This window comes from Acinetobacter sp. CAU_H_S170_2 (genome assembly GCF_058890445.1).
The window spans coordinates 897,229-922,595 of the sequence record NZ_JBZYAE010000001.1; the positions used below are offsets into that span (position 1 = coordinate 897,229).

23 protein-coding genes and 1 pseudogene are annotated in these 25,367 nt (G+C 40.4%); 16 read left to right on the forward strand and 8 right to left on the reverse strand.

Annotated features, from left to right (window positions below):
• The first annotated feature begins 13 nt into the window (after window positions 1-13).
• From AC5EUN_RS04410 to ahpF, 3 genes are all read left to right on the forward strand, one after another.
• The gene (locus tag AC5EUN_RS04410) at window positions 14-1,147 is read left to right on the forward strand and encodes a toxic anion resistance protein (RefSeq protein WP_010327179.1); all 1,134 of its coding nucleotides are present in this window, start codon (window positions 14-16) and stop codon (window positions 1,145-1,147) included.
• A gap of 33 nt (window positions 1,148-1,180) precedes the next feature.
• Window positions 1,181-2,107: a hypothetical protein gene (locus tag AC5EUN_RS04415; protein ID WP_010327178.1), complete on the forward strand. Its 927-nt coding sequence runs from the start codon at window positions 1,181-1,183 to the stop codon at window positions 2,105-2,107.
• 169 nt (window positions 2,108-2,276) lie between these two features.
• Complete coding sequence (ahpF, locus tag AC5EUN_RS04420) at window positions 2,277-3,842, forward strand: alkyl hydroperoxide reductase subunit F (RefSeq protein ID WP_493352174.1); 1,566 nt, start codon at window positions 2,277-2,279, stop codon at window positions 3,840-3,842.
• A 286-nt stretch (window positions 3,843-4,128) separates the two neighbouring features.
• On the opposite strand, the gene AC5EUN_RS04425 is transcribed toward ahpF, so the two are convergent.
• From AC5EUN_RS04425 to AC5EUN_RS04435, 3 genes are all read right to left on the reverse strand, one after another.
• Window positions 4,129-4,383, reverse strand: coding sequence for a YfhL family 4Fe-4S dicluster ferredoxin (locus tag AC5EUN_RS04425; protein ID WP_010327176.1), 255 nt, complete (start codon window positions 4,381-4,383; stop codon window positions 4,129-4,131).
• Between the two features lie 14 nt (window positions 4,384-4,397).
• Window positions 4,398-5,798 carry a prephenate-dependent tRNA uridine(34) hydroxylase TrhP gene (gene trhP / locus AC5EUN_RS04430; RefSeq protein ID WP_029575076.1) on the reverse strand — a complete coding sequence of 467 codons (1,401 nt, stop codon included), beginning with the start codon at window positions 5,796-5,798 and terminating at the stop codon, window positions 4,398-4,400.
• A 462-nt stretch (window positions 5,799-6,260) separates the two neighbouring features.
• Window positions 6,261-6,692: a Cd(II)/Pb(II)-responsive transcriptional regulator gene (locus AC5EUN_RS04435; protein ID WP_010327174.1), complete on the reverse strand. Its 432-nt coding sequence runs from the start codon at window positions 6,690-6,692 to the stop codon at window positions 6,261-6,263.
• A gap of 76 nt (window positions 6,693-6,768) precedes the next feature.
• On the opposite strand from AC5EUN_RS04435, the gene AC5EUN_RS04440 reads away from it, so the two are divergent.
• The 6 genes and pseudogenes from AC5EUN_RS04440 (at window position 6,769) to AC5EUN_RS04465 (ending at window position 13,497) form a co-directional block, all read left to right on the forward strand.
• Complete coding sequence (locus AC5EUN_RS04440; RefSeq protein WP_010327173.1) at window positions 6,769-7,392, forward strand: cation efflux transmembrane domain-containing protein; 624 nt, start codon at window positions 6,769-6,771, stop codon at window positions 7,390-7,392.
• A gap of 200 nt (window positions 7,393-7,592) precedes the next feature.
• Window positions 7,593-10,364 (forward strand): type VI secretion system Vgr family protein, encoded by a 2,772-nt coding sequence (locus AC5EUN_RS04445; protein ID WP_010327172.1) that lies wholly within the window; start codon window positions 7,593-7,595, stop codon window positions 10,362-10,364.
• 1 nt (window position 10,365) lies between these two features.
• On the forward strand, window positions 10,366-11,910 hold the full coding sequence (locus AC5EUN_RS04450) for a hypothetical protein (RefSeq protein WP_010327171.1): 1,545 nt from the start codon (window positions 10,366-10,368) through the stop codon (window positions 11,908-11,910).
• An 11-nt stretch (window positions 11,911-11,921) separates the two neighbouring features.
• The gene (locus AC5EUN_RS04455) at window positions 11,922-12,389 is read left to right on the forward strand and encodes a hypothetical protein (RefSeq protein WP_010327170.1); all 468 of its coding nucleotides are present in this window, start codon (window positions 11,922-11,924) and stop codon (window positions 12,387-12,389) included.
• A gap of 177 nt (window positions 12,390-12,566) precedes the next feature.
• Window positions 12,567-12,668, forward strand: a pseudogene (locus tag AC5EUN_RS04460) (putative type VI secretion system effector); the annotation flags it as partial.
• Between the two features lie 37 nt (window positions 12,669-12,705).
• Window positions 12,706-13,497 carry a putative type VI secretion system effector gene (locus AC5EUN_RS04465; RefSeq protein ID WP_010327169.1) on the forward strand — a complete coding sequence of 264 codons (792 nt, stop codon included), beginning with the start codon at window positions 12,706-12,708 and terminating at the stop codon, window positions 13,495-13,497.
• Between the two features lie 127 nt (window positions 13,498-13,624).
• Here the strand turns inward: AC5EUN_RS04465 and AC5EUN_RS04470 are convergent, their stop codons facing one another.
• Window positions 13,625-14,467: a hypothetical protein gene (locus AC5EUN_RS04470; protein WP_010327168.1), complete on the reverse strand. Its 843-nt coding sequence runs from the start codon at window positions 14,465-14,467 to the stop codon at window positions 13,625-13,627.
• Window positions 14,468-14,718: 251 nt separating this feature from the next.
• Between AC5EUN_RS04470 and AC5EUN_RS04475 the strand changes: the two genes are divergently transcribed.
• Window positions 14,719-15,285, forward strand: a complete 567-nt coding sequence (locus AC5EUN_RS04475) for a TetR/AcrR family transcriptional regulator (RefSeq protein ID WP_005400544.1) — start codon at window positions 14,719-14,721, stop codon at window positions 15,283-15,285.
• Between the two features lie 404 nt (window positions 15,286-15,689).
• Here the strand turns inward: AC5EUN_RS04475 and AC5EUN_RS04480 are convergent, their stop codons facing one another.
• Both AC5EUN_RS04480 and AC5EUN_RS04485 read right to left on the reverse strand, forming a co-directional pair.
• On the reverse strand, window positions 15,690-16,475 hold the full coding sequence (locus tag AC5EUN_RS04480) for a DUF2071 domain-containing protein (RefSeq protein WP_493352176.1): 786 nt from the start codon (window positions 16,473-16,475) through the stop codon (window positions 15,690-15,692).
• 109 nt (window positions 16,476-16,584) lie between these two features.
• Window positions 16,585-17,364 carry a ferredoxin--NADP reductase gene (locus AC5EUN_RS04485; protein ID WP_004696086.1) on the reverse strand — a complete coding sequence of 260 codons (780 nt, stop codon included), beginning with the start codon at window positions 17,362-17,364 and terminating at the stop codon, window positions 16,585-16,587.
• Window positions 17,365-17,466: 102 nt separating this feature from the next.
• Between AC5EUN_RS04485 and tsaA the strand changes: the two genes are divergently transcribed.
• Window positions 17,467-18,177 carry a tRNA (N6-threonylcarbamoyladenosine(37)-N6)-methyltransferase TrmO gene (tsaA, locus tag AC5EUN_RS04490; RefSeq protein WP_493352178.1) on the forward strand — a complete coding sequence of 237 codons (711 nt, stop codon included), beginning with the start codon at window positions 17,467-17,469 and terminating at the stop codon, window positions 18,175-18,177.
• A gap of 5 nt (window positions 18,178-18,182) precedes the next feature.
• On the opposite strand, the gene AC5EUN_RS04495 is transcribed toward tsaA, so the two are convergent.
• Complete coding sequence (locus AC5EUN_RS04495; protein WP_010327164.1) at window positions 18,183-19,439, reverse strand: MgtC/SapB family protein; 1,257 nt, start codon at window positions 19,437-19,439, stop codon at window positions 18,183-18,185.
• Window positions 19,440-19,647: 208 nt separating this feature from the next.
• Between AC5EUN_RS04495 and tfpB the strand changes: the two genes are divergently transcribed.
• The 4 genes from tfpB to AC5EUN_RS04515 all read left to right on the forward strand — a co-directional run bounded on the left by tfpB (window position 19,648) and on the right by AC5EUN_RS04515 (window position 24,015).
• On the forward strand, window positions 19,648-21,405 hold the full coding sequence (tfpB, locus tag AC5EUN_RS04500) for a type IV pilus assembly ATPase TfpB (protein WP_010327163.1): 1,758 nt from the start codon (window positions 19,648-19,650) through the stop codon (window positions 21,403-21,405).
• A gap of 101 nt (window positions 21,406-21,506) precedes the next feature.
• Window positions 21,507-21,869, forward strand: a complete 363-nt coding sequence (locus AC5EUN_RS04505; protein ID WP_010327162.1) for a NirD/YgiW/YdeI family stress tolerance protein — start codon at window positions 21,507-21,509, stop codon at window positions 21,867-21,869.
• Between the two features lie 146 nt (window positions 21,870-22,015).
• The gene (locus AC5EUN_RS04510; RefSeq protein ID WP_010327161.1) at window positions 22,016-22,678 is read left to right on the forward strand and encodes a response regulator transcription factor; all 663 of its coding nucleotides are present in this window, start codon (window positions 22,016-22,018) and stop codon (window positions 22,676-22,678) included.
• On the forward strand, window positions 22,678-24,015 hold the full coding sequence (locus AC5EUN_RS04515; protein ID WP_010327160.1) for a sensor histidine kinase: 1,338 nt from the start codon (window positions 22,678-22,680) through the stop codon (window positions 24,013-24,015). Before AC5EUN_RS04510 ends, AC5EUN_RS04515 begins: the two co-directional genes overlap by 1 nt.
• 122 nt (window positions 24,016-24,137) lie before the next feature.
• Here AC5EUN_RS04515 and hemP read toward each other — a convergent pair whose 3' ends face one another.
• Window positions 24,138-24,305 (reverse strand): hemin uptake protein HemP, encoded by a 168-nt coding sequence (gene hemP / locus AC5EUN_RS04520; protein ID WP_029575074.1) that lies wholly within the window; start codon window positions 24,303-24,305, stop codon window positions 24,138-24,140.
• 150 nt (window positions 24,306-24,455) lie between these two features.
• Between hemP and AC5EUN_RS04525 the strand changes: the two genes are divergently transcribed.
• On the forward strand, window positions 24,456-25,355 hold the full coding sequence (locus AC5EUN_RS04525; protein ID WP_010327158.1) for an NUDIX domain-containing protein: 900 nt from the start codon (window positions 24,456-24,458) through the stop codon (window positions 25,353-25,355).
• Window positions 25,356-25,367 lie beyond the last annotated feature (12 nt).

Consider the following 25,367-nt stretch of genomic DNA (forward strand, 5'->3'; position numbering starts at 1 on the left):
GATTAGGTGAATTATGACCAACTCAGAACAAAACAGTCTTGTGGTAGAGCCAACCACCGAAGTGATTGAACATAAGTTTCAACAGTTAAATTTGCAAGAAATTGGCTTGCAACAAGATGACTTCAATGCGGTCTTGGCAGCACGGAAAGAGTTGGCAGAAATCAACCATAACGCCGTGGCGGAGTATGGTAAAAATATTGCGACACAAACTTCAGGATATACCGATGAATTGTTAAATTTAGTGCAAAACAAGGACCTTGATGAAACAGGGCAAAAGCTGAATCAGGTGGTACAAGTCGCACAACAGCTTAATACCTCAAGTATCTTAAATAAAAAGAAAAATTCAGGTTTCTTCGGTGGCTTGATGAGCAAAATTAAAGGGGCAAAGAATAATATTGATATGCACTTTAATACCACCAAAGAACAAATAGATACTTTGGTGAAAGAAATTGAAAAATCGCAGTCTGGTTTAAAAGCACGCGTTGATACACTCGATCGGATGTTTCATGGTGTACAAAGTGAATATAAACAGCTCGGTGTGTATATCGCAGCGGGTCAGTTGAAACAGGATGAAATTCAGCAGGAAATCTCAACACTGACTGCACAGGCGCAAGACCAAACCACAACGCAGAGAGTTTACGACCTCAATCATTTAGCCAATAATTTGGAAAAACGTGTAAGTGATTTGCAGGTTTTACAACAATCAGCCATGCAAACATTACCGATGATTCGTATTATCCAGTCTAATAATTTGATGTTGGTCGATAAGTTTTATGCGATTAAAAACATCACATTGCCTGCATGGAAAAATCAAATTAGTCTGGCGATTTCTTTAAATGAGCAGAAGAATAGTGTGCAGTTGGCCAATACCATTGACGATGTGACCAATGACTTGTTGAAGCGCAATGCTGATTTGTTACATCAAAACTCAGTAGATACAGCAAAAGCCAATCAACGTTCAGTGATTGATATTGAGACGCTTGAACATGTACAAAACACCCTCATTAAAACAGTAAATGATGTGATTCAAATACAAAAAGAAGGGATGCAGAAACGTGCTGAAGCAACCACACGTTTGCGTAGTTTGCAGGACAATTTGAATCAACTGGTTTTAGACTCAAGTTCTAATCGTACGACACCATCTTAATGCCAAGGTGGGTGGTCGATAGAGGAGAAGTATTTGCCTTCCTTAGATGAGTATGTTGTTCAGCCTCAGCACATTGAACAAGGCGTGGTTGCACTCAAACAACGTCAACGTAAACTGAGTTTATGGTGTATGTTGAGTGCCGCCTTGTTTATTGCCTCCAGCATTAGCTATTTTCTACAACCTGATTTTGTCTATAGCTTTTTTGGACTGAGCGCTGAAATACAGCAACTACATATGCCCATGAGTGTCGATGCAAATTTAGCATCACTTGGACAACAGCCAGATTATTTTCTGAATTTGCTGTCATGGTTTGGTTGGCTTGTAGTCAAGATTATGGTGTCTTTTATTGGAGCATTCATACTGGTGCACTATGCACGGAAAATTCATTTTTTCTATGTACGTTTTCAATCTTTTATACTGAAGTTTGTGGCATGGCTGATTGCCTTTATTCTGCTTTGGTCAGGGCTGACTTATGTGCAATATGATTTAAAAGATGATGAAAGCGAGGCTTTTCAGCAAATCGTACACTACGATAAAAATATTCAGCAAAGTGAAATAGCGCAGTATTTGCAGCAGTCTCAAATTCAAATGCCCGTAAAACATTATTTGCTTGCGCAAACGGCATTGTTACATCAACCTGTCGATAAAAATGCAGCCATTCCGCATGTGCTTGCTCTGGTCCAAGCAGAAAAAAACGATTCACATTTTATTGAATATGGGTTTAAGCCTGAACAGTTATGGACGATGCAGCATCAACTCTATGGCAAAACACTCACACCGATGGCTGCAAGTGTAGAAAAACAAGTTCAGCAAGCAGCGCAGTTCACTAAGGTCATGCAATTCTTCTCGCTTATCTTGATGCTACTGATGGCAGTGCTGAGTCTTGTGTTGTTTGGTCTGACGCGTCAGTTAAAAGCCAGAACTTTAAGAATTGAACAGCGGATGCAGAGTGAATCCTAAGCTTTGACTTCATTTAAAGTCCTGCGTTTAATGGGACTTTTTATGATGAATATCTTTAAATCTATAAAACCGATTATTAAAATAAAAACAAACTGTTTTATCTATTTTTAGATTTACTCTATGATTCTTCTATCAAATAATTTTACAGACTGCTTTGGAGAGCTTAACAATGTTAGATCAAAATACTTCAGCTCAATTAAAAACACTTCTTGAACGCCTAGAAGGTCCGATTGAATTGGTTGCGACTTTGAACCGTTCTGAGAAATCAGACAAAATTAAAGAATTGGTTGAAGAAGTTGCAGCACTGTCTCCACTGGTGACTGCACGTTTTGATGGTCAAAACTCACGTGCACCTAGCTTTGGTGTAGCAAAAGCCGGTGAACAACCACGTGTGTTCTTTGCGGGTTTACCGATGGGACATGAGTTTACCTCTTTGATCTTGGCATTGTTACAGACCTCAGGTTATGCACCCAAAGTATCTGATGAAGTTTTGGCCTCAATCAAAGCTTTGGGCATCCAGTCTGACTTTGACGTATTTGTCTCTTTAAGCTGTCATAACTGCCCAGACGTGGTGCAAGCGTTGAACCTGATTGCCATTTACAATCCGGGCACGACAGCAACCATGATTGATGGTGCATTCTTCCAAGACGAAGTCGAAGAGCGCAAAATTATGGCTGTACCGATGGTGTTCCAAGACAATAACCATATCGGTCAAGGCCGTATGACCTTGGAAGAAATTATTGCCAAACTGGATACCAATTCCGCTGCCAAAGAAGCTGAAAAACTCAATGCCAAAGATGCTTTTGATGTTTTAGTGATTGGTGGTGGCCCTGCAGGAAATACCTCTGCCATCTACGCAGCACGTAAAGGCATTAAAACAGGGATCGTGGCTGAACGTATGGGTGGTCAAGTCATGGATACCATGGACATTGAAAACTATACCTCGATTCAAAAGACTCAAGGGCCGAAGTTTGCTGCTGAAATGGAAGCACATGTACGTGAGTACGGTGTGGACATCATGAACTTACAACGTGTTTCTAACATCAAAGGTGCGGATGAGACAGCAAATGGCTTGGTTGAAGTCACTTTAGAAAATGGTGCGAAGCTTGAATCTAAAACAGTGATTCTTTCAACAGGTGCACGTTGGAGAGAAATGAATGTGCCAGGCGAAGCAGAATACCGCACTCGTGGTGTTGCTTACTGTCCACACTGTGATGGTCCACTGTTTAAAGGCAAACGTGTAGCAGTAATTGGCGGGGGGAACTCAGGTGTCGAAGCTGCGATTGATCTTGCTGGGATTGTTGAACATGTAACTTTGGTTGAGTTTGATACCAAACTACGTGCCGACCAAGTGTTGCAAGACAAATTGCATAGCTTGCCTAACACTACGGTGATCCTGAATGCACTCTCGACCGAAGTTGTGGGTGATGGTTCACAAGTGACGGCATTGAAATATAAAGACCGTGCAACTGATGTAGAACATACGGTTGAGCTTGCAGGAATCTTTGTGCAAATTGGTTTATTACCAAACACTGATTTCTTAAAAGAGACTGCTGTTGAGCTTTCAAACCGTAATGAGATTATGATTAACGATCGCAACGAAACCAATGTCAAAGGTGTATTTGCCGCAGGTGACTGTACGACTGTGCCATACAAGCAAATCATCATTGCCACAGGTGAAGGCGCGAAAGCATCTCTATCTGCTTTTGATTATATTATTCGTTCTGGGCTGTAAGTGTGAAATGAAAAAGCCAACGCTCTCCCAAAATATACGTTGGCTTTTTCCCTTTATGTTGTATCGCTGATCTTTGGTTTTACCCTTGATAGGAACTGAGTCGCTAACAGCTCAGTTCCTTTTTTTTCGTTTAAAGCAAATATTTTGTACAAAGAAAAAGCCAAAGTGCTCCCCAGTCACTTTGGCTTTTTCATTTAGTTTTTGTTTATTGTTATTCTTTGCCCAGTTTTTGTTTTGAAACTCTGAGTGTGGTCAGTACTCGGTTTCTTTTCTACTTTCCCCAAGGTTAGATGTTAAATAATTTCAATCCTTTAAATTTTTCTAACAATTGTTGCTGTGTTTCAACGTGTTCTGGATGTTGCTCGATACAAGCAATTGGGCAAACATCCACACAGGTTTGGGTATCATAAAAACCAACACACTCGGTGCAGCGGTTGACGTCTATTTCATAAATTTTATCACCTTCAAAAATAGCGGTATTGGGACATTCAGGAAGACACATATCGCAGTTAATACATGCATCCGTTATTCGTAGTGCCATGGCATTAACCCCAGTCAGCTTGCAACATAAGCCAAGGCAGGCGCTGAAATGTCGGTACTTGAATGCGGTAAGTTGCGAATGAGCAGGGCATAGTGCATGTCGACATCAGCAGGAACTGGGATTTCAACCACATGACCTGAGCCTTTCGCTTCAAGTATTGGATTCCCTTTTTTATCGAGGATTTCTGTTAGTTCAAAAGTGATGTTGCCTGAAGTGGTCATGAGTTCGAGCACATCACCCACTACAAAACGGTTTTTGACATCGACTTTCAGATAATCGCCATTGCGCTCCAAAATTTCACCGCAGTATTGTTGATGGTCAAAACTGGATGAACCATTTTCATAATTTTGATATTCGCTATGCACGTGGCGACGTAAAAAACCTTCGGTATAACCACGGTTGGCCAGACCTTCGAGTTGTGTCAGGAGTGAGGAATCGAAAGGTTTACCGGCGAGCGCATCATCTATGGCTTTGCGATAAATTTGTGCTGTACGCGCACAGTAAAAATAAGACTTGGTACGTCCTTCAATTTTTAAAGAATGTATCCCCATTTGGGTTAAGCGCTCAACATGCTGCACCGCGCGCAAGTCTTTTGAGTTCATAAAGTAAGTGCCATGTTCGTCTTCTTCAGCAGCAAACATGTCTTCTTCATTACGTTGTAGTAATACGGGTTCATCGAACTGATGCTGTGCTTGCATATGCAGTTCATCAGCATCAGGGCTTGAACAGCAATTGGAGTCTGTATTCAGATTTTGGACTGGGATCACATCACCATTTTCATCTTGCGTAGTCTCATGAACTTTATATTCCCAACGGCAAGCATTGGTACATGCCCCTTGATTGGCATCACGCTTATTCATATAGCCTGAAAGCATGCAACGTCCTGAGTACGCCATGCATAACGCACCATGCACAAAAACCTCAATTTCCATGTCAGGCACTTGTTGCTTAATTTCTTCAATTTCATCAATGGATAATTCACGGGACAAAATGACACGAGTCAGTCCCATATTTTTCCAAAACTTCACAGTAGCCCAGTTGACTGGATTGGCCTGAACGGAAAGATGCACATCCATGTCTGGAAAATGCTCGCGTACCATCATAATCAGGCCTGGATCCGACATGATCAGGGCATCGGGTTGCATCGCAACCACAGGTGTGAGGTCGCGAATAAAGTTTTTGAGTTTCGAGTTATGCGGTTGAATGTTGACGACCACATAAAACTTTTTTCCTAAGTCATGCGCTTCTTGAATGCCGATAGCCAGATTGTCATGATCAAATTCATTATTGCGCACACGTAAACTGTAACGAGGTTGTCCGGCATAGACTGCATCTGCACCATAGGCAAATGCATAACGCATATTTTTAAGCGAACCTGCAGGAGAAAGAAGTTCAGTAACGTGATGAATGCTCATGATTAAACTAAGGCATAAAAAAAATATGGGTTTATTGTAGGGCTTTAAAAAATAGATTCAACCTAGTAAACAACTCGGAATTTAAACGGTTATAGACGCGAAAATTACATGTTCAAACGCTGGATTTGAGTGCTTAATGATAAATATCTAGATCTATGGTTTTATGTGGCTAAGGATAGAAGTAAATTTAAATATCCTTGTTTTATAAAGTAAAAGATCGGTTATATAAAAATTACCTGAGGCGCTAATCATCAAAAAGCTAGAGTTCTTTGCGGCCTTTTATCCGAAATAATTAGGGATTATTTTATTAGATTTGATGTGAAGCTAGATTCTTTTATTTGTGAATTTATAAAAAAATTAAATAAAATAAGGATAAAAATCCTGCATTGCCCACGAATGGTTCAAGTAAATAGGTAGCAAAACTGAGTAATACCCATATTCTAAATTCTACGTTGATGTGTTTTATGCATCTGTAAGTCCTGCTTCAAGATGTCTTAGAATTTGACAATCATCAATGGTTGATTGAGTTGAGCAGGACTGTCGAAGCTGTTGTAGCTGTATCTGGAATTTTTGCAATTCAATGATTTTTCGTTCGACTTGTTTTAAATGTTCATCGATCAGTTGATTGACCGCACTACAGTCTTGTTGAGGCTTTTGTTCCAGTTCAATCAGGTATTCAATTTCTTTGAGTGAGATATCTAGCGCGCGGCAACGTTTGATAAAAATGAGTCGTTTAAGTGCATCATCTTGATAATAGCGATAGTTATTGTCCCCGCGAAAAGAAGGCTCTAATAAATGCTTTTTTTCATAAAAACGAATGGTATCGGCACTTAATCCTGTTTTATGGACTAAGTCTTTCATCAAATAAACAGGAGATGAGTTTTGTTGATTCATTTTGCTTGACCTTAGAGCGACTCCATAGTTTTTAATCATAATAGAAAATGATTAGGTCTGGATAGAGGTTGTGTATATGGCATGTTCTTCTTGCAGTTGTGCACCCGCACCGCAAAAGCCAAATAGTAAGTTTAGAACGGTATTGTGGATTGCCTTATTGATCAATTTAGCCATGTTTGTGGTGGAGCTTATTGGTGGAGCTTATGCACATTCATCATCCTTATGGGCCGATTCTTTAGATTTCTTTGGTGATGCAGTCAACTATGGTATTTCACTTGCGGTGCTTGGTGCGAGTTTGTATTGGCGGGCGACAGTGGCACTGCTCAAAGGCATGACCATGGCGTTGTTTGGCTTGGTGGTGATTGGTAAAGTGATCTATGCCTATGCTTTGGGAATTCCACCTGAAGCTATGACCATGGGGGTGATTGGTGTGATTGCTTTGCTTGCGAATGTGGTTTGTGCCGTCATTTTATATGCCTTTAGAGAAGGTGACTCTAATATGCAATCGGTCTGGCTCTGTAGCCGAAATGATGCGATTGGAAATGTTGCGGTTATTTTTGCTGCAATAGGTGTGTTTGGTACAGGTAGTTTGTGGCCAGACATAATCGTGGCAGGCATTATGGCGACTTTAGGTATGACTGCAGGTTATCAAGTGGTGAGCAAAGCATTATCTGAGCGTAGATTACAGCTCGAGAATTAAGAAAAACGCTAAATTTCTTAATCAAAGTGAAATTATTTTCCATAAAAATGCTCCGCAGTTGCTCGGAGCATTATGTTGTTTACATAATAAGAATAAAACTCTGCTCATTTGTCGGATTGATCTGGCTATAATGGCGCCTAATTTATGATCGCTGTTTGCGATCAATGATAACTGAAACTTACTTTTTAAAAATATAGACGATGATAAATACAATCACTCAAGTGCTTGAGCAATTGGGGTTAAGCGCACAAAAACGTGCCATTCATGCACAATTTTCACATGCTGCATTAAATCATGACACCTTTTTGCAGCATATTGAAGGCACACATGCATTAAACCAAGGTTTAAACGTTGAATTGATCTGCCTCTCAACCAATGCCCTGATTCCACTCAAACAATTTATCGGGGTACAAGTCGCGGTCGATCAGGTCACAGACCAAGGCACATTATTTCGCAGTACAGGGATCATCACCCACGCCGAACAAGGACAAAGTGATGGTGCACTGACCCTGTACAAACTTCGCTTAGAAGACGCAACGGCACTTTGGCATAAACGTCGCAACAGCCGAGTGTTTATGAATAAAAGTGTGCGAGATGTCAGTGAAATACTCTTTAAGGAATGGCAGAGCAAAAGTCCGCTATTTGCTGCTAGCCTCAGTCTTGATCTTTCTGGTTTAAATACAGAGACCGATGTTCGTCCCTTCATCATGCAGTCAAATGAAACCGATTATGACTTTCTAACACGGCTCTGGCGCAGTGAAGGCATCAACTGGCTGATTGATGAAGCTGAACTCTATGTACCTCATACTCGTCATCCGATTCAAGCCCAAAAACTTAGACTCTTGGATGACAACAGTCAGTTTCAAGCCTTAAAGCGTCGACAGATTCGTTTTCATCGTTCTAGTGCTACCGAACAACAGGATAGCATCATCAGTCTGAGTGCACAGCGCAGCCTGCAACCCACTGCAGTCCATATCCAACGTTGGCAAGCCGATCACCTGAGTCAAGAAGAAGGCGCAGGTTCAGTCCAAAGCCAACATCAACACAGTACACAGCAAGACAATGCTAGCCTCAGCTTAGAACAAGCGTGGCATATTAGCCCTGCATGGATGCAAGATTTAAATGGAGAAGATCAGGCGACAGCAGCATCAAACAGCCAAATTGAAAAACTCAATCAAACCCTGAGTAATGTCTACAACCAACAGGCGAAACAATTCACTGCACAGAGCACCGTACGTGATGCCCAAGTGGGGTATTGGTTTGAGTTACATGAACATCCTGAACTTGATCAACACAGTGACGCAGACAAAGAATTTCTGATCACGACCAAGACTTTCTATAATCAAAACAACTTGCCCAAAGATCTGAGTGAGCAAATTCAGCATTTACTGAAACAAAGCCAATGGTCACTCAAAACCAGCGCAGTGCCAAGCGAACGCCAAGCCAACCACCTAAGTTTACAGCGTCGTCACATCACGACCGTTCCAGTTTATAACCCGATAGAGCACCGACCAGCCACACACCCACAGCGTGCCAAAGTCGTGGGACCAAGTGGCGAAGAAATTCATGTGGATGAATGGGGACGGATCAAAGTTCGCTTCCTCTTTACCCGCAACGATGACCACAGCCATGATGGCGGTGCAGGCGCCAATGACAATGATACAGACTCGGCATGGGTTGATGTCTTGACCCCATGGGCGGGTGAGGGCTATGGCGCACGCTTTTTACCACGCATTGGTGAAATCGTGGTGATTGATTTCTTTGATGGCAATCTTGACCGTCCCTTTGTGGTTGGACGGATTCATGAAGCGCAGCGCAGCCCAACGAAATTTGATCAGAAAGGTCAATTGCCAGAGACCAAGAAACTGGCAGGGATTCGCTCTAAAGAAATAGGGGGTGAAGGCTATAACCAACTCCGCTTCGATGACACCACAGGTCAAATCTCGACTCAACTACAAAGTAGTCATGGGGCAACTCAGCTAAACCTCGGTAACCTCAGCCACCCCAAAGAAACGGAGACAAGTGAAGGACGAGGAGAAGGCTTCGAGCTTCGAACTGATCAATGGGGCGCGATTCGAGCAGGCGAGGGATTACTGCTCAGTAGCCATAAACAAGATCAAGCTGCAGGTACACATCTGAATGCTCAACCTGCCAAACAACAACTTGAAGGAACTTTAAACAATAGCCAAGCTTTAAGTGAAGTGGCGAAGAATCAACAGACAGATCCACTAGAAGTTTTAGAGAACTTAAAAGGCTTCTTAGAACAGATTGAACAACATGATCAAAACAAGGCAGATGCATTTAAACAAGCCATCATGATTCTCTCTGCACCGAACTCAGTTGCTGTCAGCAGTAATGAAGACCTTTATCTCTCAGCTGATGGTCAAATCAGCCAAAGTGCAGGGGAGAGTATTAACCTTTCTACACAGAAATCGTTGATTGCACATGCCAGTGAGAAAATCAGTCTCTTTGCAGCACAGGACGGGCTAAGAGCCTATGCAGGCAAGGGTAAGGTTGAGATACAGGCTCAAGGTGATGCACTCGATGTCATTGCGCGGAAAGACATTCAAATTATTTCCACGGAAGAACAAATTGAAATTAAGGCCAATAAGAAAATCGTGCTAACTGCTGGTGGTAGTCAAATTGAGATTAGTGGTGCAGGGGTATTACCGACCACTGCTGGAAAGTTTGAGGTCAAAGCAGGGCAACATCAGTTTTTGGATGGGGAAAGTGTTCATGCAACCATTCCCTTAATACCTAAATCGGGGTTACACAAAATACAATTTGAATTGAGGGATACTGAAACCCAAGAGTTGCTGCCTTTCACTTTTTACATGTTAATGAATGATGATGGACATATAAGCTATGGAAAAACAGATGCAAATGGTTTGACACAGGCATTTGTCACTGACAAGCAAGAGAATTACTATCTACATGCAATCAATAACAAAATAAAGAAATTGGATAACTAAGATGGCAAAGTATCCTCAACCTAAGATTATACAAGCTGCATTAACGAATGTTCCAAAACATATTGCTTTGCCACGTTTGAAATATGTGATTACAGCTAAAACATCAGAAGCCAAATCTACCTATGTATCTAAGCTGACATATTTCAATAAGTTTATGAAAACCCATAAAATTGAGGTTAACTATGATACTGCGGTTGTTCAAGTTGATATTTTCTTAGATGGTAAATGGTATCAGGGGGCAATCCTCCCACACTTAGCACAATCTGAAAGCGGAAAATTTACAGAGGTCAAGTTTAAGTACCATCAAGCAAAAAGTTCCCCTATTGATGAAAATAAAATCCAAAAAGTTTATATAAAAGAAGGTGCCGAAGTTGGGTGGAAGCTGATAAAGAAAGAACAAACGTTTGATGAGTTGTTAAGAGAAATTTATAAAAAAGTACCAAATCATACTGAACGGGATATTTTCAGGCATGCTAATGCTCACCTTAGTGATCTACAAGATTTAAATTTGAGTAAAAAAATTAAACCTGGTCAGATTGTTCTTATTACAAATAAAAAGAGTTCACCTGAACTAACAGAGTATAAAAAGTTAGCATTAGAGGCTGAAAGAGTATTTCAATTTCTATGTACGCAGAATGGATTTGATCCTAAATTCTTTGCAAATAATTTTGAACTTTTAATGGATTATATAGCTTTAGCTCAGCAAGTTCAGATTGCTAGAGTTGACTATCTTAAAACTGTGGAAGGACATAAAGAAAGCTATTGTGGTGATGTAGCCCTGAATCAAAAAGTTGAATCTGCTAATGCTGCTGCTATTTATTCTGATCAAACTAAACATAAGATGGATGATCATAAGCTGCAACGGCTGAATCAAGAACTATTAGCTAAATTAAATAATGATATAACTGCCCTTCAAAGAGCTTATAGTACTGAAGCACAAGGAAAGACCAAACTTGGCAATCCAAAGCATAATGCTGATTTTAAAAGAAAAAATTATCATTTGTATCAACGTATTGAACAAACGATTGCTGGTAATTTTGTTCGATTACAAGATAATAAAGAGTTTGCAAAAACCCTAAAAAATATTGTGAGAGACACATCAGGCGTAAAAGCCCCAGATTTCATGGGGGGATTAAAGCTCAATGTTAAAATGATGGAGACGATTGGACGGGCAACCATAAGCCTTAAACTTGGTATGAAGTTAGTATTGTATTTTTATATCGCAGAGTCCGCAGTGAAGGTTTATGGAGCATCACAGACAGGGGATACAGCCTATACGATTAAAGTAGCGACAGTAGAGACAGCAAATATAGGAGGAGGAATCTTAATGGGAGGGCTAGGTGCTACTGGTGGTGCAAAGCTCGGTGCGTTGGCGGGAGCAGAGATTGGCTTGATATTAGCACCTGTAACAGGGGGAACATCTATCGGTATAGGTGGAGTTATCGGGGCAGGTATCGGTGCTGTAATTGGGGGAGTTGGTCTAGGTTTTGCTGGTAATTATGTAGGTACAACTGTTGCAAGAAATATTACAGGTGTATGTAATTAGGAATATAAGTTATGTTTGAAGATTTAAAAAATATTAGAATTAGAGATATTATAGTTACTGATGATATATTTCTTATTTGTGTTTTTTTAATTATTCCTTTTGGTCTTTTATTGCTGTTATTTACATATATGTATAATAAAGTCTATATAAAGAATAATAAGAGAGATTTTTTGGTTTTTTTCTTTGGAGAGAGAGGTGGAGAAGAGTTTTCTAGAGTTGGAGGAGATCTGGTTGTAGTTGCTTATTGGTTTTTAATATATTACTCAAATTATAAAACTTTGTCTGTAAAGTTACACTTTCCATCTATAAATGATGAAAAAAATAAACCAATACCAATTATTCCAAATACATATAGAGAAAATTTGAAAGTCTTTGAAGAAAAACATAAGGGGTGGCTATTAATTAATCTTTCATCTATGTATCTAGGATTTATTCTTGGGATTATATTCTTGGTATATGGTTTTTTTATGGAAAGTTAAATTTAGCTAACCTAAAAATTTATTTATTTTAATATGTTTATGTCAAAAATGGGTGGTCGATGAGCCTGTTAAGGCAGTTGCTAAAAAGAATAATCGTATTTACATTTGGAAAGTGGTTTTATTTATACGGCTAAAGTAGAATTTTTTTTAGTGTCTTGAAAGTCAATTTTAAAGTGAGAAGATCATTTATTACTTTGAACCGTGTTTGAGTATCGTAAGCTTATTGAAAGTGCTCCCTATCCAGAAAATTATATAGAGCAAAAAGAACGGAATGTATAACTAACTAGAAATTAAAAGGTTATTTAAGGTAAATTATTTGAAACTAAATTTAAAGCTTGTTCAAGGCCCGATCCATTCTTTAGAAAAAGTCAAGTCCAAAATACCAGTAAATCAAAATGTAGGAGGAATCGCAACTGGCACCGCTTTTGCAGGTGTACTGGCTGAAAGTAGTTCTTTGCTTACCAGTGCTCCCATACTAGTGATGGCAGGTAAAGCTAAAGATGGCATCACGTTTACTGGTGAAATAGAAGGATATTCCTTGCTAGGACAATTTACGACGACACGTTTTAAAGAAAATGATGAACTTATTGCTGTAATTAGTGAAAAACCTGTAGATGGACGTCATCAAGTTTATGCCATTCTGGATCCTAAATCTGGTTTGCTTTATATGATCTATGAAATGGGCCGTTCAATAAAAATGGGTTATAAGGCTATTATGATACAAACTTATTACTTCACCTTAATTACATGGGGAGTAATAGCAATTTTAATGCTACTGTTTTATATATTTAAGTTTTCTTATTCTTGGGATTCTTTTTTACGCCTAATTATATGGACATTTTGGGGGATTTTTGGAGTGGGTACCTTAATGGGATTTGTAAACTATTTTGGCTATAAGAAGTCATATGAAAATTTTGGAACATTATCAGAGCAAATATTTAAAAAACTTGGTTTTGAATGTCCAGAAGAACAGGATTTTTATAATGATTTTTTAACTGATGATGGTGTTCAGATTAGTGTAATGAAATATCGTAATAAGTTAAAAGGACAAGACCCTTATCCAGAAGATTATTTTGATAAAAAAAGAACGGTTGAAACTTTGAATTAAGCGTTGAGAAGACTTTTCACACAATGTTATTGACTACAATACTTATTCCAGCATGGCTTTTCATGTATGAATTGAATGATTTTTCCAAGCTTTAATATACCATTTTGGACTAAATTTAGATTTAAGTTTAGCTTAATACCAAATTCATCTTGCTCCAAAAATTATTCCATAGACTTAAATATTCAGTTTGAAGTTGCTGGAAATACAGAGCCTGTTCAGGTTTATAGCATTGTGTGAATAGCACCCAAATATCGTCTTCATGATTGTCATCGTTAGCAAGGGTTGTATCACATGTTTCTGCAAGGCCATGACATGCATAGTAGCCTTGGGTAAATAAAGGATGATAGGCTGCGAGATTAGTTCTGAGTGCTTCACTAAACTTAATCACTTGTAGTTCAGTACAAGCCAAAATGAGTAGCAAGTCTGCATAAGAATGAATATGTTCTTGAATAAATTGTGCGATTGCAAATGCTTCAGGCTCGGTCTGTTTTTGATCGGTGACATTGAGTTCAAGTTGCTGCATCAGTTGAAGGAAATAGACCAAATGCGATTTAGAGGGTGAGCTTTTCTCAAGTTGGTGGGTATTAAAACCCAATTCATCTAGAAGATTTAGCGACAACAAATAACGTGCATATATCTTGGCTGCAATGCGGTCTTGCTCCACGATATTACTGTCGTGCTCAAGTTGCAGCGCTTGATACATAACCATACTCAAAGCATCAGTGAAAATTTTAACAATGGCTGTAAAATAATTCAGATGAATAAATTTCAGCTGTTCAAGGCTCAGTTGGCATTGATGCAGCCGTGTCAGTATCGGATGTTGAAATAAAACATGTTCGGTTGTCATTTGCTTTAAATGGCTGATCGCTTGAGTGTTGGTTGCCCATGACGCTGAGTTTAAGGATTGTTCAATAAAGCGCAAAACTTCTGCGCGGGTATGTTCAGACTGGGTGAAGGAGAGAGCATTCATATACGAGGTAAATTTTAATTGTCATCATTTTTATCATAGTGAAAAAGACTCGATTCTTCTAGTGTTTTATTTATCTTAAAAGCCATATATTTCAAATGCTTATTTTAATATTGATATTGTTTTTTATAAAAAAACGGTGTTGCTCTAAATTTGATATATAATATCGTCTTCAATCGATGTATTTCGTTTTCATGTGCTGTTCTTTTGGGTTAATGGCTTAATTTTAAAGTTTTGTGCATCAGGTAAAATAAATGTCAAAAAAAGAAGACATCATTAACACAGCGCTTAATCTCTTTAACTCACATAGTTATAATTCTATCGGTGTGGATCGGATTATTAGCGAGTCTGGCGTTGCTAAAATGACGTTTTACAAATACTTCCCATCTAAAGCTAAATTAATTGAAGAATGCTTAGTGACAAGAAACCAAAATTTACAGCAGTCGCTTGAAGCGACGATTGCTGCATGTGACCCAAGTGATTATCTCTCCCATATTCGTGCAATTTTTGAATGGTACCATGCTTGGTTTCATAGCGCGGATTTTAACGGTTGTATGTTCCAAAAGGCAGTTGAAGAAATTTCAAAAATTTATCCTTCTTCGTTACAGCCTGCAATTGATTATAAAGAATGGTTAAAAGGCAAGTTATGTCAGGCTTTGAATCGTCTAGGTGTGAAGCAGGATGAACAGTTGGCGGCTTTTTTATCTAGTATTTTGGATGGCATGACCATACAAGCGCAAATCGATCCGAAGCAAGTGCATTTGGAAGATTATTGGAAGCGTGTGAATACTTTAATTCAAATGGAACTTTCAGCTGCCTAATATATAAATTTTGATTTTAAGGTTAACCCAATACACTCATTATATTGCTGGCTTAAATACGCTTAAAATAAATCACGTACAAATAAATAAGCGCGATAACGGTTAGGTTATCGCGCTTTGCTGATAATGATTATGTTTCATATCGCACATTATTTAACAATAATGCATGATATGAATATGAGCAACTTAATGCGCTTTCTTATATTTTTTGTACCCTCTGAATGTTTTCGGTCATTCAGTATTTCAGCAAAAATAGACAGACTTGTCTGTTTTGTTGAATTATAGAGACTTTGTGGAGAAAAACAACAATCTCTCATTATCTTAGCTGAAATTTATTCATCATGCTTAATATTCCTTAAAATATGTAGGGCATTCATTATTTATTGTGTTATTCAGCTGAATGATTAAGGTACCTTGGGGGGTAAATAAATGGTAAATTCATTGATCGGTTCAATCAGAACACTATAGGGTTTGAGCTGATCTTCATAGGATACCAGATTGAGCCTTGCTAAAAGTTCAAAGCGGGCAGAGTGCAAGGTTGCAGGTTTCGGATTTAATCGATCATGCCAGACGCGATAGCTGCCGAGTTTTCCATCGCGGCGATGATAAAATCCTGCCAAAGGGTGGGTCAAGAAGACTTGATAACTTTCTAAATTGGTAAAGCCTTCAAAATGCCATTGGTCATGTTCCGACTGAGACAAATGTACATCTGAAGTGGCCCATGCCGATTGAGTACGCATTTTATATTGTCTATATCGCCCCTCTGCATCTTGTTGGCAATCAAACTCAATCTGTGCAGGATGCCACGGTAGTTGCCAAACATAACGAGGAACGATCAGTGTCCAAGAGTCCAAAGTCGTTCCTAAAAACCAAACACAACGTTCTTGTGTCTCCTGATCAATCACGTAGACTCGATAATTGGTTTGACCCATCGTGAATTTTGGAAAAGGATAAACCGCAGAGCTGAAATCGACATCGATGAAGGGCACTACCGACATCAGTGCGTGTTGTTTGCCTTGGTACTGGACCGTGTCTAACTTAAATCGCGCTGGAATGATCTCTTTAAAACGAGCTGGGTCAACGGCATAAGTAATGAGGGCAAAATGCTGGAGTTTGCACTGTGCATCGAGGCCGCTGGGCTTGGGTTTTGGATGTAAATAGTCTTTAAATTTGAGTTCTGGAAAGGTCATGGGTTTAAATTCTAGATTTGTTATTTTTTTTAATATTAGATAAAACTATGCGTAGAGTAAATAAAAAACCGAAGCCTAAGCTTCGGTTTTTTAATATATTTATACGATCTTATTTTTCAACGAATGCACGTTCAATCACGTAGTCACCAAGTACACCCATACGTGGCGATTCTTTTAAACCATGTTGGTCTAGAAGTGCAGCAACGTCATCGAGGAATGCTGGGCTACCGCAAAGCATTGCACGATCCGTTTCTGGGTTAAAACGTGGTAAACCGATCTTCTCAAAAATCTCGCCAGTTTCAATCACAGTTGTGACACGACCTTGGTTTGGATACTCTTCACGAGTAACTGTTGGGTAGTAAACCAATTTATCTTTAATGCCTAGCTCTTCAAAGAACTCATTGTTCGGAAGTTCGTCTAAAATAAGGTCTTGGTAAGCCAATTCAGAAATGAAACGTGTACCATGAACCACAATCACTTTCTCAAAACGTTCATAGGTTTCAGGGTCACGAATGGTCGCCAAGAACGGTGCAAGACCTGTACCAGAAGAAAGCAGGTATAGGTTTTTACCTGGGTTTAAGTCATCAAGCACTAAAGTTCCAGTTGGTTTTTTAGATACTAGAATTTCGTCACCCACTTTAACTTTTTGTAAAATAGAGGTTAACGGGCCATCTGGAACTTTAATTGAGAAAAACTCAAGTTCTTCTTCGTAGTTTGCACTAGCGATAGAATAAGCACGCATTAACGGTTTGCCATTTACTTCAAGGCCGATCATCACAAATTGACCGTTTTTAAAACGTAGAGCAGTGTCGCGCGTCGTTTTAAAAGAGAATAAAGTATCATTCCAATGGTGGACGTGAGTAATCTTTTCGACGTTGAAAGCAGCCATTAAAGGTCTCAATAAATTATCAAATTAGAACAGGTTGCTATTCTAATCTAAAATCATTCTCGATAAACTGAATATATTTAATTGAGCTTATTAGAAAAAGTGATGATGACTGAGTTAACCTTGCCGATTATTGGCTATATGCACTCTTCTTATAAGGAAAAGTTCGGTATTCCTCGTCAGCCTAATTTGGTTCAGGTGGAATCGTATATTGAAATGTCAGCACCCTATAATGATGTTCTAGCCTTTGAAGGAATTGAGGCATTTAGTCATTTATGGTTGTTGTGGCAGTTTCATGACAATAAAAATCCAGAAAAAACCCAGTTTCGTCCACAAGTTCGTCCGCCACGCTTAGGAGGGAATAAAAAAATAGGGGTGTTTGCTACTCGCAGCATGTATCGTCCTTCACCGATTGGTCTATCGGTGGTAAAGCTCAAGTGTGTCAAAAAAGAAGGGAGGTCTGTTCGAGTGTATGTCACAGGAAGTGATTTGCTAGATGGCACCCCGATTGTCGATATCAAACCTTATATACACTACTCAGATGCAGTTATAGATGCGGAAAGTGGCTATGCGCAAGATGAACCTAAACGTAAATCGGTGATATGGTCGGATCGGGCAAGTGAGCAGAAGCAGCAGCTTTTGATGAGGGAAAAACTTTCACTACAGACCGTACAAGAGCTTGAAGCCGTTTTATCTTTAGATCCCAGACCGGCGTATCAGGATGATGAAGCACGGGTATATAAAATGAAATTTGCTGCTGTTGATATCGCTTTTACAGTGGGTGAAACTACAGTGAATATCACGGCCGTAGAATGAGAGACTTAAAGAGAGAAGCTCCAATACAATAGCCCAATCAATACCAGCATATGCAAAATCTGAATCGGGGCAAAAGCAATAAAGTACTGCTTACCACCTGTTAAGGCGGCATTAATGGATTTGGCAACAGCGTGTGCAGCTAAACCTAAGATAAATGCAGACATTGCTGCCGTGTCTGCTGGTGCTCCTTGCATGACCACTGTTGCCATCGCTGCATGAATCTCAAACAAAGAAGCCAGTAAAGTCCCAGCGATTAAACCTGCATCTCCCAGCCAAAGGTTAAGTCCATACACACCCGCTTGGATGAACGTCAAAGTCAGGGCAATAATGCCAGCCTCTTTTAAGCTAAACATGCGTGAATCAGTGGGTTGATGTTGTTCTTGTGCATGGGCAGATCGTACCAACGCATAAGCACAGATCCCTAAAAGGACACTTGCTACAAGGGTCGGAAGCAGTATGGTTTTGAGCCAAAGTATACTCACACCTGCGACTATAATCAGCAGTTGTAATAAAGTTGCAATACAGGACATGAGCGCTGCACCTGCATTGGGTTTGGCGAGTGCTCGGCCTGCACGTACTTCCATGCCTAAGCTAGCAACAGTCGCTGTACTGGATACAAAACCTGAGGCGATTGCCGATAAAATCATGGCATTTTTAGTGTTCAGCAGTCGTTTGGCAATATGTGCAAGCGCTTGAACAGCAAGAATGAGTGTAACTAATTTTAAAATAATATAGGGATTCAACACAGCACCCCATAAAGGCGTATTCGGCGTTAAGGGCAGGGCAATTAAAATCAGCGCTAGGAGAAAGATACCGTCTTTAAACTCAGCCTCAGTAATCCATTTCCCCGCAATGCTGTGCATCGGATGTTTGGTCATTAAAATAATGGTCAGGAGCACGGCTAAACCTGCTGCTAGAGGTGTATTCCATAAGCACATCGCCCCGATAAAATAAGTCATGACAAAGGCAAGTTCAGTGGTTGAACCCAAATCTTCTGTTTGGTTTTTCATTGAGAATATAACGATGCCGCCGATGATCAACGCACCGACTATGCCAATACTGACACCAAATAAAAAACAAATAGCACCGAGGAGTGCACAAATGGCAAAGGAGCGTAGTCCTGCAAAGCTCTGTTGGTTTTCACGTTGCTTGCTTCTTTCACGTTCTAGACCAATCAACAGGCCACAGCCCAATGCCGAAGCCAAGGTGATGAGGACCTCAGATAAAGCCAAGTTGTTGATGGAAATTGCGCTGAAGTCCAAGCCTACCTCACAAAATTTAATGACCTGTCTAAAATATAGGCGAATTCTGAAGGTGGATTCAAGTTAAAAGAGCAAGATTTGTGAGTAAATTCGTGATTCTATTGATGAGCTTGGCTACTTCTCGATATTTGTAGGATTTGCTTATGCTTTGTGCGAATGAATACAGAAAATCTTGCTATAGTGGGGTTATGTTTGGGGACGTATAACAATGAATTTTAATTTTGAAATTGATACCACTTGGTGCTTAGATCAACTGTTTAAAGATGGGAGAATTACTGAAAAAGAAAAAAATCTAGTACAAACCTCGCACCGTCAACGCGATCAATTGAAGTGGCATCCATTACAGTGGATTGCTCATTTTAATCTGGTAGATCAGTCGCATCCACAGTCGAGACTGACATTAAATCGGCTTTGTCAGTGGTTAGCTGAAAAGACCCAATTACCGTTTTATGTGATTGATCCACTCAAAGCCGATGTGCAAGCTTTGACTTCGGTGATGTCTCAAGAATTTGCCTTCCGCAATAAAATCTTGGCTGTTGAAGTTCAGGCAAATCAAGTGTTGATTGCAACAGATCAGCCGTATATGAAAGATTGGATCGCAAATTTGGAGCACAATGTTGCGCCGAAAAAAATCCAGCGTGTATTACTCAGCCCTGAACAATTACAGCGCTATATGGTCGAGTATTATCAGGTGAGCCGTGCTGTCAGTAACTCTCAGAAGTCTGGGAGTTACGAGCGAGATAATAAAGGTGTTGAAGCACTTTTACAGTTGGGGGATAGTCAAAACCCTGATGCCAATGACCAACACATTGTTAAATTAGTCGACTGGGTTTTACAGTTTGCTTTTGAGCAAGGTGCCAGTGATATTCACTTAGAACCACGTAAAGACAACGGCAAAGTGCGTTTCCGTATTGATGGAGTGCTGCATACCATTTATAACATGCCTGCCAATACTTTAACCGCGGTGATTTCGCGGATTAAAATTTTAGGTCGAATGAATGTGGCGGAAAAACGTAAACCACAAGATGGGCGGTTAAAAACACGGACACCGAAAGGACAAGAAACAGAACTGCGTCTTTCGACTTTACCGACTGCTTTTGGTGAGAAGTTGGTGATGCGTATTTTTGACCCTGAAGTTTTAGTGCGCAGCTTTCAGCAGTTGGGTTTTGAAGGGCATTTGCTGAGTGATTGGCAAGCGCTGACGTCGCATAGTCACGGCATTATTTTAGTGACAGGACCAACGGGTTCAGGCAAAACCACCACGCTTTATTCTTCTTTGAAACAATTGGCTACCGAACAGGTGAACGTCTGTACCATTGAAGACCCGATTGAAATGTTAGAGCCGAGTTTTAACCAAATGCAGGTGAATACAGGTATTGATCTTGGTTTTGCTGATGGTGTTCGTGCACTGATGCGTCAAGACCCTGACATTATTATGGTGGGGGAGATTCGTGACCATGATACGGCCAATATGGCGATTCAAGCAGCACTTACAGGACATTTAGTGCTGTCAACTCTGCACACCAATGATGCACCTTCCAGTCTGACGCGTTTGCATGATTTAGGCGTACAGCCGTTCTTAACCGCGGCAACCATTTTAGGGGTATTGGCACAGCGTCTCGTACGCCACTTATGTCCACATTGTAAAGTTGAAAAGCAAATCAACAGCCAAGAATGGGAGCATCTGACTTTTGATTACATTATGGAAATGCCTGAAAAAGTCTTTACCGCAGTAGGTTGTGACGAGTGTCGTCAAACGGGCTACAAAGGACGAGTCGGTATTTATGAGTTTATGCCTGTGAGTTTAGAGGCCAAGCAACTGATTGGTGCCAATGGTGACTTGACTGCACTGCGTCAACAAGCCAAAAAAGAAGGCATTGAGCCTTTAAGAATTGCGGGTGCACGTAAAGTTTTAGAAGGTGTCACCACGCTAGAAGAAGTGTTACGTGTTGTCCCACTCAACTAAGCGTTTAATGCGTTACTTGAAGCTTTCTTAAGATTCAGCTCATCTAGCTTTGGTTTAATGACTTCATCGAATAGATGAACAATTAAATAGAGGTGCTGGATATGAATATGATGATGAAAGCGTTATTGGTTGCTGGTGTTATTGGTTCAACCACTGTAACTGTAGCAAACACTGCAGTGAACCAAGCGGCTGTTGCTGCTTCAACACCAACTACAGTTAAGCATGCCTTAACATTAAAAGATGACAGCCACGTCCAGTTAAAAGGTTATGTGGTCAAAGCCATTGGGGATGAGAAGTATGAATTCCGTGACCAAACTGGTTCAATTACTGTCGACATTGATGATGAGTTATGGGGTGGCAAAGCAATTTCGGCTAAAACACCTGTAACCATTATCGGTGAAGTAGATATTGACTACAAACCAGCAAAACGCGTTGAAATTGACGTAGATCAAGTGAAATTCTAAACACACTTGCCCAAGTTCAATTCAATTTTGATTGGGCATTCTTAAAAAAACCACAGGGCTTTGAATGGATATTAGCCCTGTGGTTTTTTGTATTTTGAGCCATTTCACGGCATGATCTAAACAATAGTGATTAGGCAGGTTAAGCAGTGCGGATATTATTAGCAGAAGATGATGCCTCTCAAGCTGAGAGTATTAAAACTTGGCTTGAAATGGATGGCTACAGTGTCGACTGGGTGGAACGGGGCGACCATGCCATTTTAGCCATTGAACAGCATCAGTATGACTGTGTGCTTTTAGATCGTGGTTTGCCACATGCCACAGGTGATGACATTTTGCTGAAAGTCCGTGGCAAGAACCTATCGACTCCTGTGATTTTTTTAACAGCGCGTGACAGTATTCGAGATCGAGTCGAAGGGCTAGACTTGGGCGCCAATGATTATTTGGTCAAACCTTTTAGTCTAGAGGAATTATCCGCTCGAATTCGTTTACAACTTCGACAGCAACAGCATAGTAGCTCGCAGGTATTGAGCTATGCCAATATCCAACTCGACCCACAGGCCAAAAGTGTGACTCAAAATGGTCAAGCTGTTAATTTAACCGCCAAAGAGTTTCAAATTTTGCATAAATTGATGCTCAAACCCGAATATGTCGTTACGCGGGAACAACTCGAAGAAAGTCTTTATGCATGGGGTGATGAAATCGAAAGCAATGCAATTGAGGTCTTTATTTATCAATTACGAAAAAAACTCGGTAGTCAGTGTATTAAAACCATTCGTGGTTTGGGCTACAGAATGAATCAGGACACATAATGGCTCAGCCAATTTCACTGCAGCGTCAGCTCGTTAAAAGTTCGCTCCTCAGTTCGATACTGGCGGGGCTTTTGGCATTGCTGATGTTTATGGGGGTGTCGGTTTATCAGACTATGTCTATGCAAGATGAAATCATGGATGAAATGGCCGATATGTTGCTGGCAGATGATTTAACGGTCAGCAATGGTCAAGCCTTGGCAGAGCTTAGTGATGAGTTTGATATTCGCTATCGACTCGATAATGCACAGCAACTTTTGACTGCATCCGAAGATGTGCCTGAAAAAATTACCGTGGATCATTTGAGTTTGGTTTCAGATGCACCTTATGGTTTTTATTGGTCAGAGCATAAACTGTGGCGTATTTATACTGCACAGGATAATCACGGTTTGCAGGTTCAAGTGACCCAGTCGATGTCCGAACGTTTCCATGCCTTTTGGCAAAGCATCCTAGTTTTCAGTGGTGTGTTGTTTTTAGTCTGGTGTGTACAGTGGTTGTTGATGCATTTTGCCATTCGACGTAAATTTCGGGTGATACACCAAGTTTCAGAGCAAATTTCAAATAAATCGGTCAATGATTTAGCACCTATTTCTATGCCAGAACCTGAGCTGATTGAGTTACAACCGATGCTATCGCAGCTGAATGCTTTATTGGAGCGTTTAGACCAAGCTTTAGTGGCAGAGCAGCGCTTTACCGCGGATGCTTCACATGAGTTACGTTCTCCACTGTCTGCGATACAAATGCGACTTCAGGTGCTCAAGCGCAAGTTTCCTGAACTTGAAAGTGAGTTCAAACAGATCCAACAAGATGTCAGTCGTGGGGTGCAGGTGTTGGATAATTTGTTGTTGCTGGCACGTCTAGACCCTGAGCAAAAGGAAAGCTTAGCGAAGACTAAGTTTGACTTCAGTCTGCTAATGCCGGACGTGATTAAAGCTTTACAGCCGTTTGCGGACTCAAAACAGATTAAAATTAACGTGGTGCTTGCAGAGCAAGCCTGTGTCTTGGCCAATGAGCAGCTCTTATTTAGCGCACTTCGCAATTTGCTCGACAATGCCATTCGCTATAGCCCCGAGCAGGCACAAGTTTTTGTCAATCTCACGATCGAAAAACAGCAGCTCAGACTGAGGATTGAAAATAGTGGAAATGGGGTCGATACAGCGGTTATCCAGCGTTTGGGTGAACGCTTCTATCGGGCTTTAGGTACAAAAACACAAGGTTCAGGTTTGGGCTTATCGATTTGTCAGAAAATTGTCGATTTACACGCAGGGCAGTTGTTATTTAGTTCATCCGACTTAGGCGGTTTAAAAGTGGAACTGCTGTTAAATAGGGTTGAGGCTTAGATATGCAGATTGTGATCTGTGATAAAAACAGCATAAATGATCAAACTTAAAGACATTAAAAAGCAGTACGCGCTGACATACTGCTTGTTTCCACGATTATTGTTATTGGGTTTTTATAGTTCTTATTTGGTAAGAATGAGTCGATTATTGCGAGTGAGTCGTAGACGATACTCTTCTCCAGCATGCATAATGCGAATTTCACGGCCTAGGGCAAATAAGTTGTTTGAGTGTAGCATTGGTAGTGAAAGGGCTGTTTCGTTACGAGTAAATAAGCTAAATGGTGCGTTCATTCTGGCGACTCCGTGGTATATGTTGAACGATTTAAATGATAATCATTATCGAATGAGGCTGTCAACATTTTCTCGCTGAAAATATAAAAAACTTCAATATCGTTACATGCAGTCACTCAATACACCACACATCTGAAATGGAATCTGATTATGTCAAAACCTTTGGTTCAAGTCGCTATAGCCATCCTTTTACATCAAGGCAAAGTGTTGGTGGGTTGGCGGCAGGCGGAACAGCATCAGGGCAATAAGCACGAATTTCCTGGAGGGAAGGTGGAAGCAGGTGAAACGCCTGAACAAGCCTGTCGCCGTGAAGTCTTAGAGGAAGTTGGAGTTGATATACAAGATTGGCATGCTTTTGACTGTATTCAGTTTGAATATGACGATGTGATTGTCAATTTGCATTTATTTCATACCACAGTATCAAATCATCTATTGGCAGACATTCACTCACCATGGGCGTGGTTCAAGCGTGCCGAATTACAAGATCTTAACTTTCCAAAAGCTAATCAGGCCATTTTGAAGCGACTTTATATTGCACCCGTGATTAAAATTTCAGATCAAATCGATCTGTTGAAGGGTTTGCCTGAACAACAAGTGCTGTATTGGCGAGTGCCTGCGACTCCTGAACATATTTTAAAAATTGCAGAACTGAGTGTAGAGCAATTGGCACGGGTGATTGTAAATATAGAACTATGGAAAGGTTTAAATCCACTACAACAGCAGGCAGTTGCGGCCATACACCTGAAACAATCTCAACTGATGCAATTGAGTAAAGGGGAGCTAAATGTTGGGCAGCGTTATATAGCGGCCTGTCATGACCGTAGCAGTGCTGAACATGCACAAGAAATTGGCTGTGATGCTCTTTTACTCAGCCCTGTACTTGAAACACTCAGCCACCCCAATAGTGAAACTTTGGGTTGGGAGAAGTTAAGCTTGATTGCAGAAGAGATTCATATCCCGATTTTTGCTCTCGGCGGCTTACATTTAGCCGATTTAGCCAAGGCAAACAGTTATGGTGCTTATGGTATAGCAGGGCAGCGCTCCATCTAACGGAGCGTGCTT

Coding starts and splice junctions, on each gene's coding strand:
- AC5EUN_RS04410 (WP_010327179.1), top strand. CDS start 14: ATGACCAACTCAGAACAAAACAGTCTTGTGGTAGAGCCAACCACCGAA.
- ahpF (WP_493352174.1), top strand. CDS start 2,277: ATGTTAGATCAAAATACTTCAGCTCAATTAAAAACACTTCTTGAACGC.
- AC5EUN_RS04425 (WP_010327176.1), bottom strand. CDS start 4,383: ATGGCACTACGAATAACGGATGCATGTATTAACTGCGATATGTGTCTT.
- trhP (WP_029575076.1), bottom strand. CDS start 5,798: ATGAGCATTCATCACGTTACTGAACTTCTTTCTCCTGCAGGTTCGCTT.
- AC5EUN_RS04435 (WP_010327174.1), bottom strand. CDS start 6,692: ATGAATCAACAAAACTCATCTCCTGTTTATTTGATGAAAGACTTAGTC.
- AC5EUN_RS04440 (WP_010327173.1), top strand. CDS start 6,769: ATGGCATGTTCTTCTTGCAGTTGTGCACCCGCACCGCAAAAGCCAAAT.
- AC5EUN_RS04445 (WP_010327172.1), top strand. CDS start 7,593: ATGATAAATACAATCACTCAAGTGCTTGAGCAATTGGGGTTAAGCGCA.
- AC5EUN_RS04450 (WP_010327171.1), top strand. CDS start 10,366: ATGGCAAAGTATCCTCAACCTAAGATTATACAAGCTGCATTAACGAAT.
- AC5EUN_RS04455 (WP_010327170.1), top strand. CDS start 11,922: ATGTTTGAAGATTTAAAAAATATTAGAATTAGAGATATTATAGTTACT.
- AC5EUN_RS04470 (WP_010327168.1), bottom strand. CDS start 14,467: ATGAATGCTCTCTCCTTCACCCAGTCTGAACATACCCGCGCAGAAGTT.
- AC5EUN_RS04475 (WP_005400544.1), top strand. CDS start 14,719: ATGTCAAAAAAAGAAGACATCATTAACACAGCGCTTAATCTCTTTAAC.
- AC5EUN_RS04480 (WP_493352176.1), bottom strand. CDS start 16,475: ATGACCTTTCCAGAACTCAAATTTAAAGACTATTTACATCCAAAACCC.
- AC5EUN_RS04485 (WP_004696086.1), bottom strand. CDS start 17,364: ATGGCTGCTTTCAACGTCGAAAAGATTACTCACGTCCACCATTGGAAT.
- tsaA (WP_493352178.1), top strand. CDS start 17,467: ATGATGACTGAGTTAACCTTGCCGATTATTGGCTATATGCACTCTTCT.
- tfpB (WP_010327163.1), top strand. CDS start 19,648: ATGAATTTTAATTTTGAAATTGATACCACTTGGTGCTTAGATCAACTG.
- AC5EUN_RS04505 (WP_010327162.1), top strand. CDS start 21,507: ATGAATATGATGATGAAAGCGTTATTGGTTGCTGGTGTTATTGGTTCA.
- AC5EUN_RS04515 (WP_010327160.1), top strand. CDS start 22,678: ATGGCTCAGCCAATTTCACTGCAGCGTCAGCTCGTTAAAAGTTCGCTC.
- hemP (WP_029575074.1), bottom strand. CDS start 24,305: ATGAACGCACCATTTAGCTTATTTACTCGTAACGAAACAGCCCTTTCA.
- AC5EUN_RS04525 (WP_010327158.1), top strand. CDS start 24,456: ATGTCAAAACCTTTGGTTCAAGTCGCTATAGCCATCCTTTTACATCAA.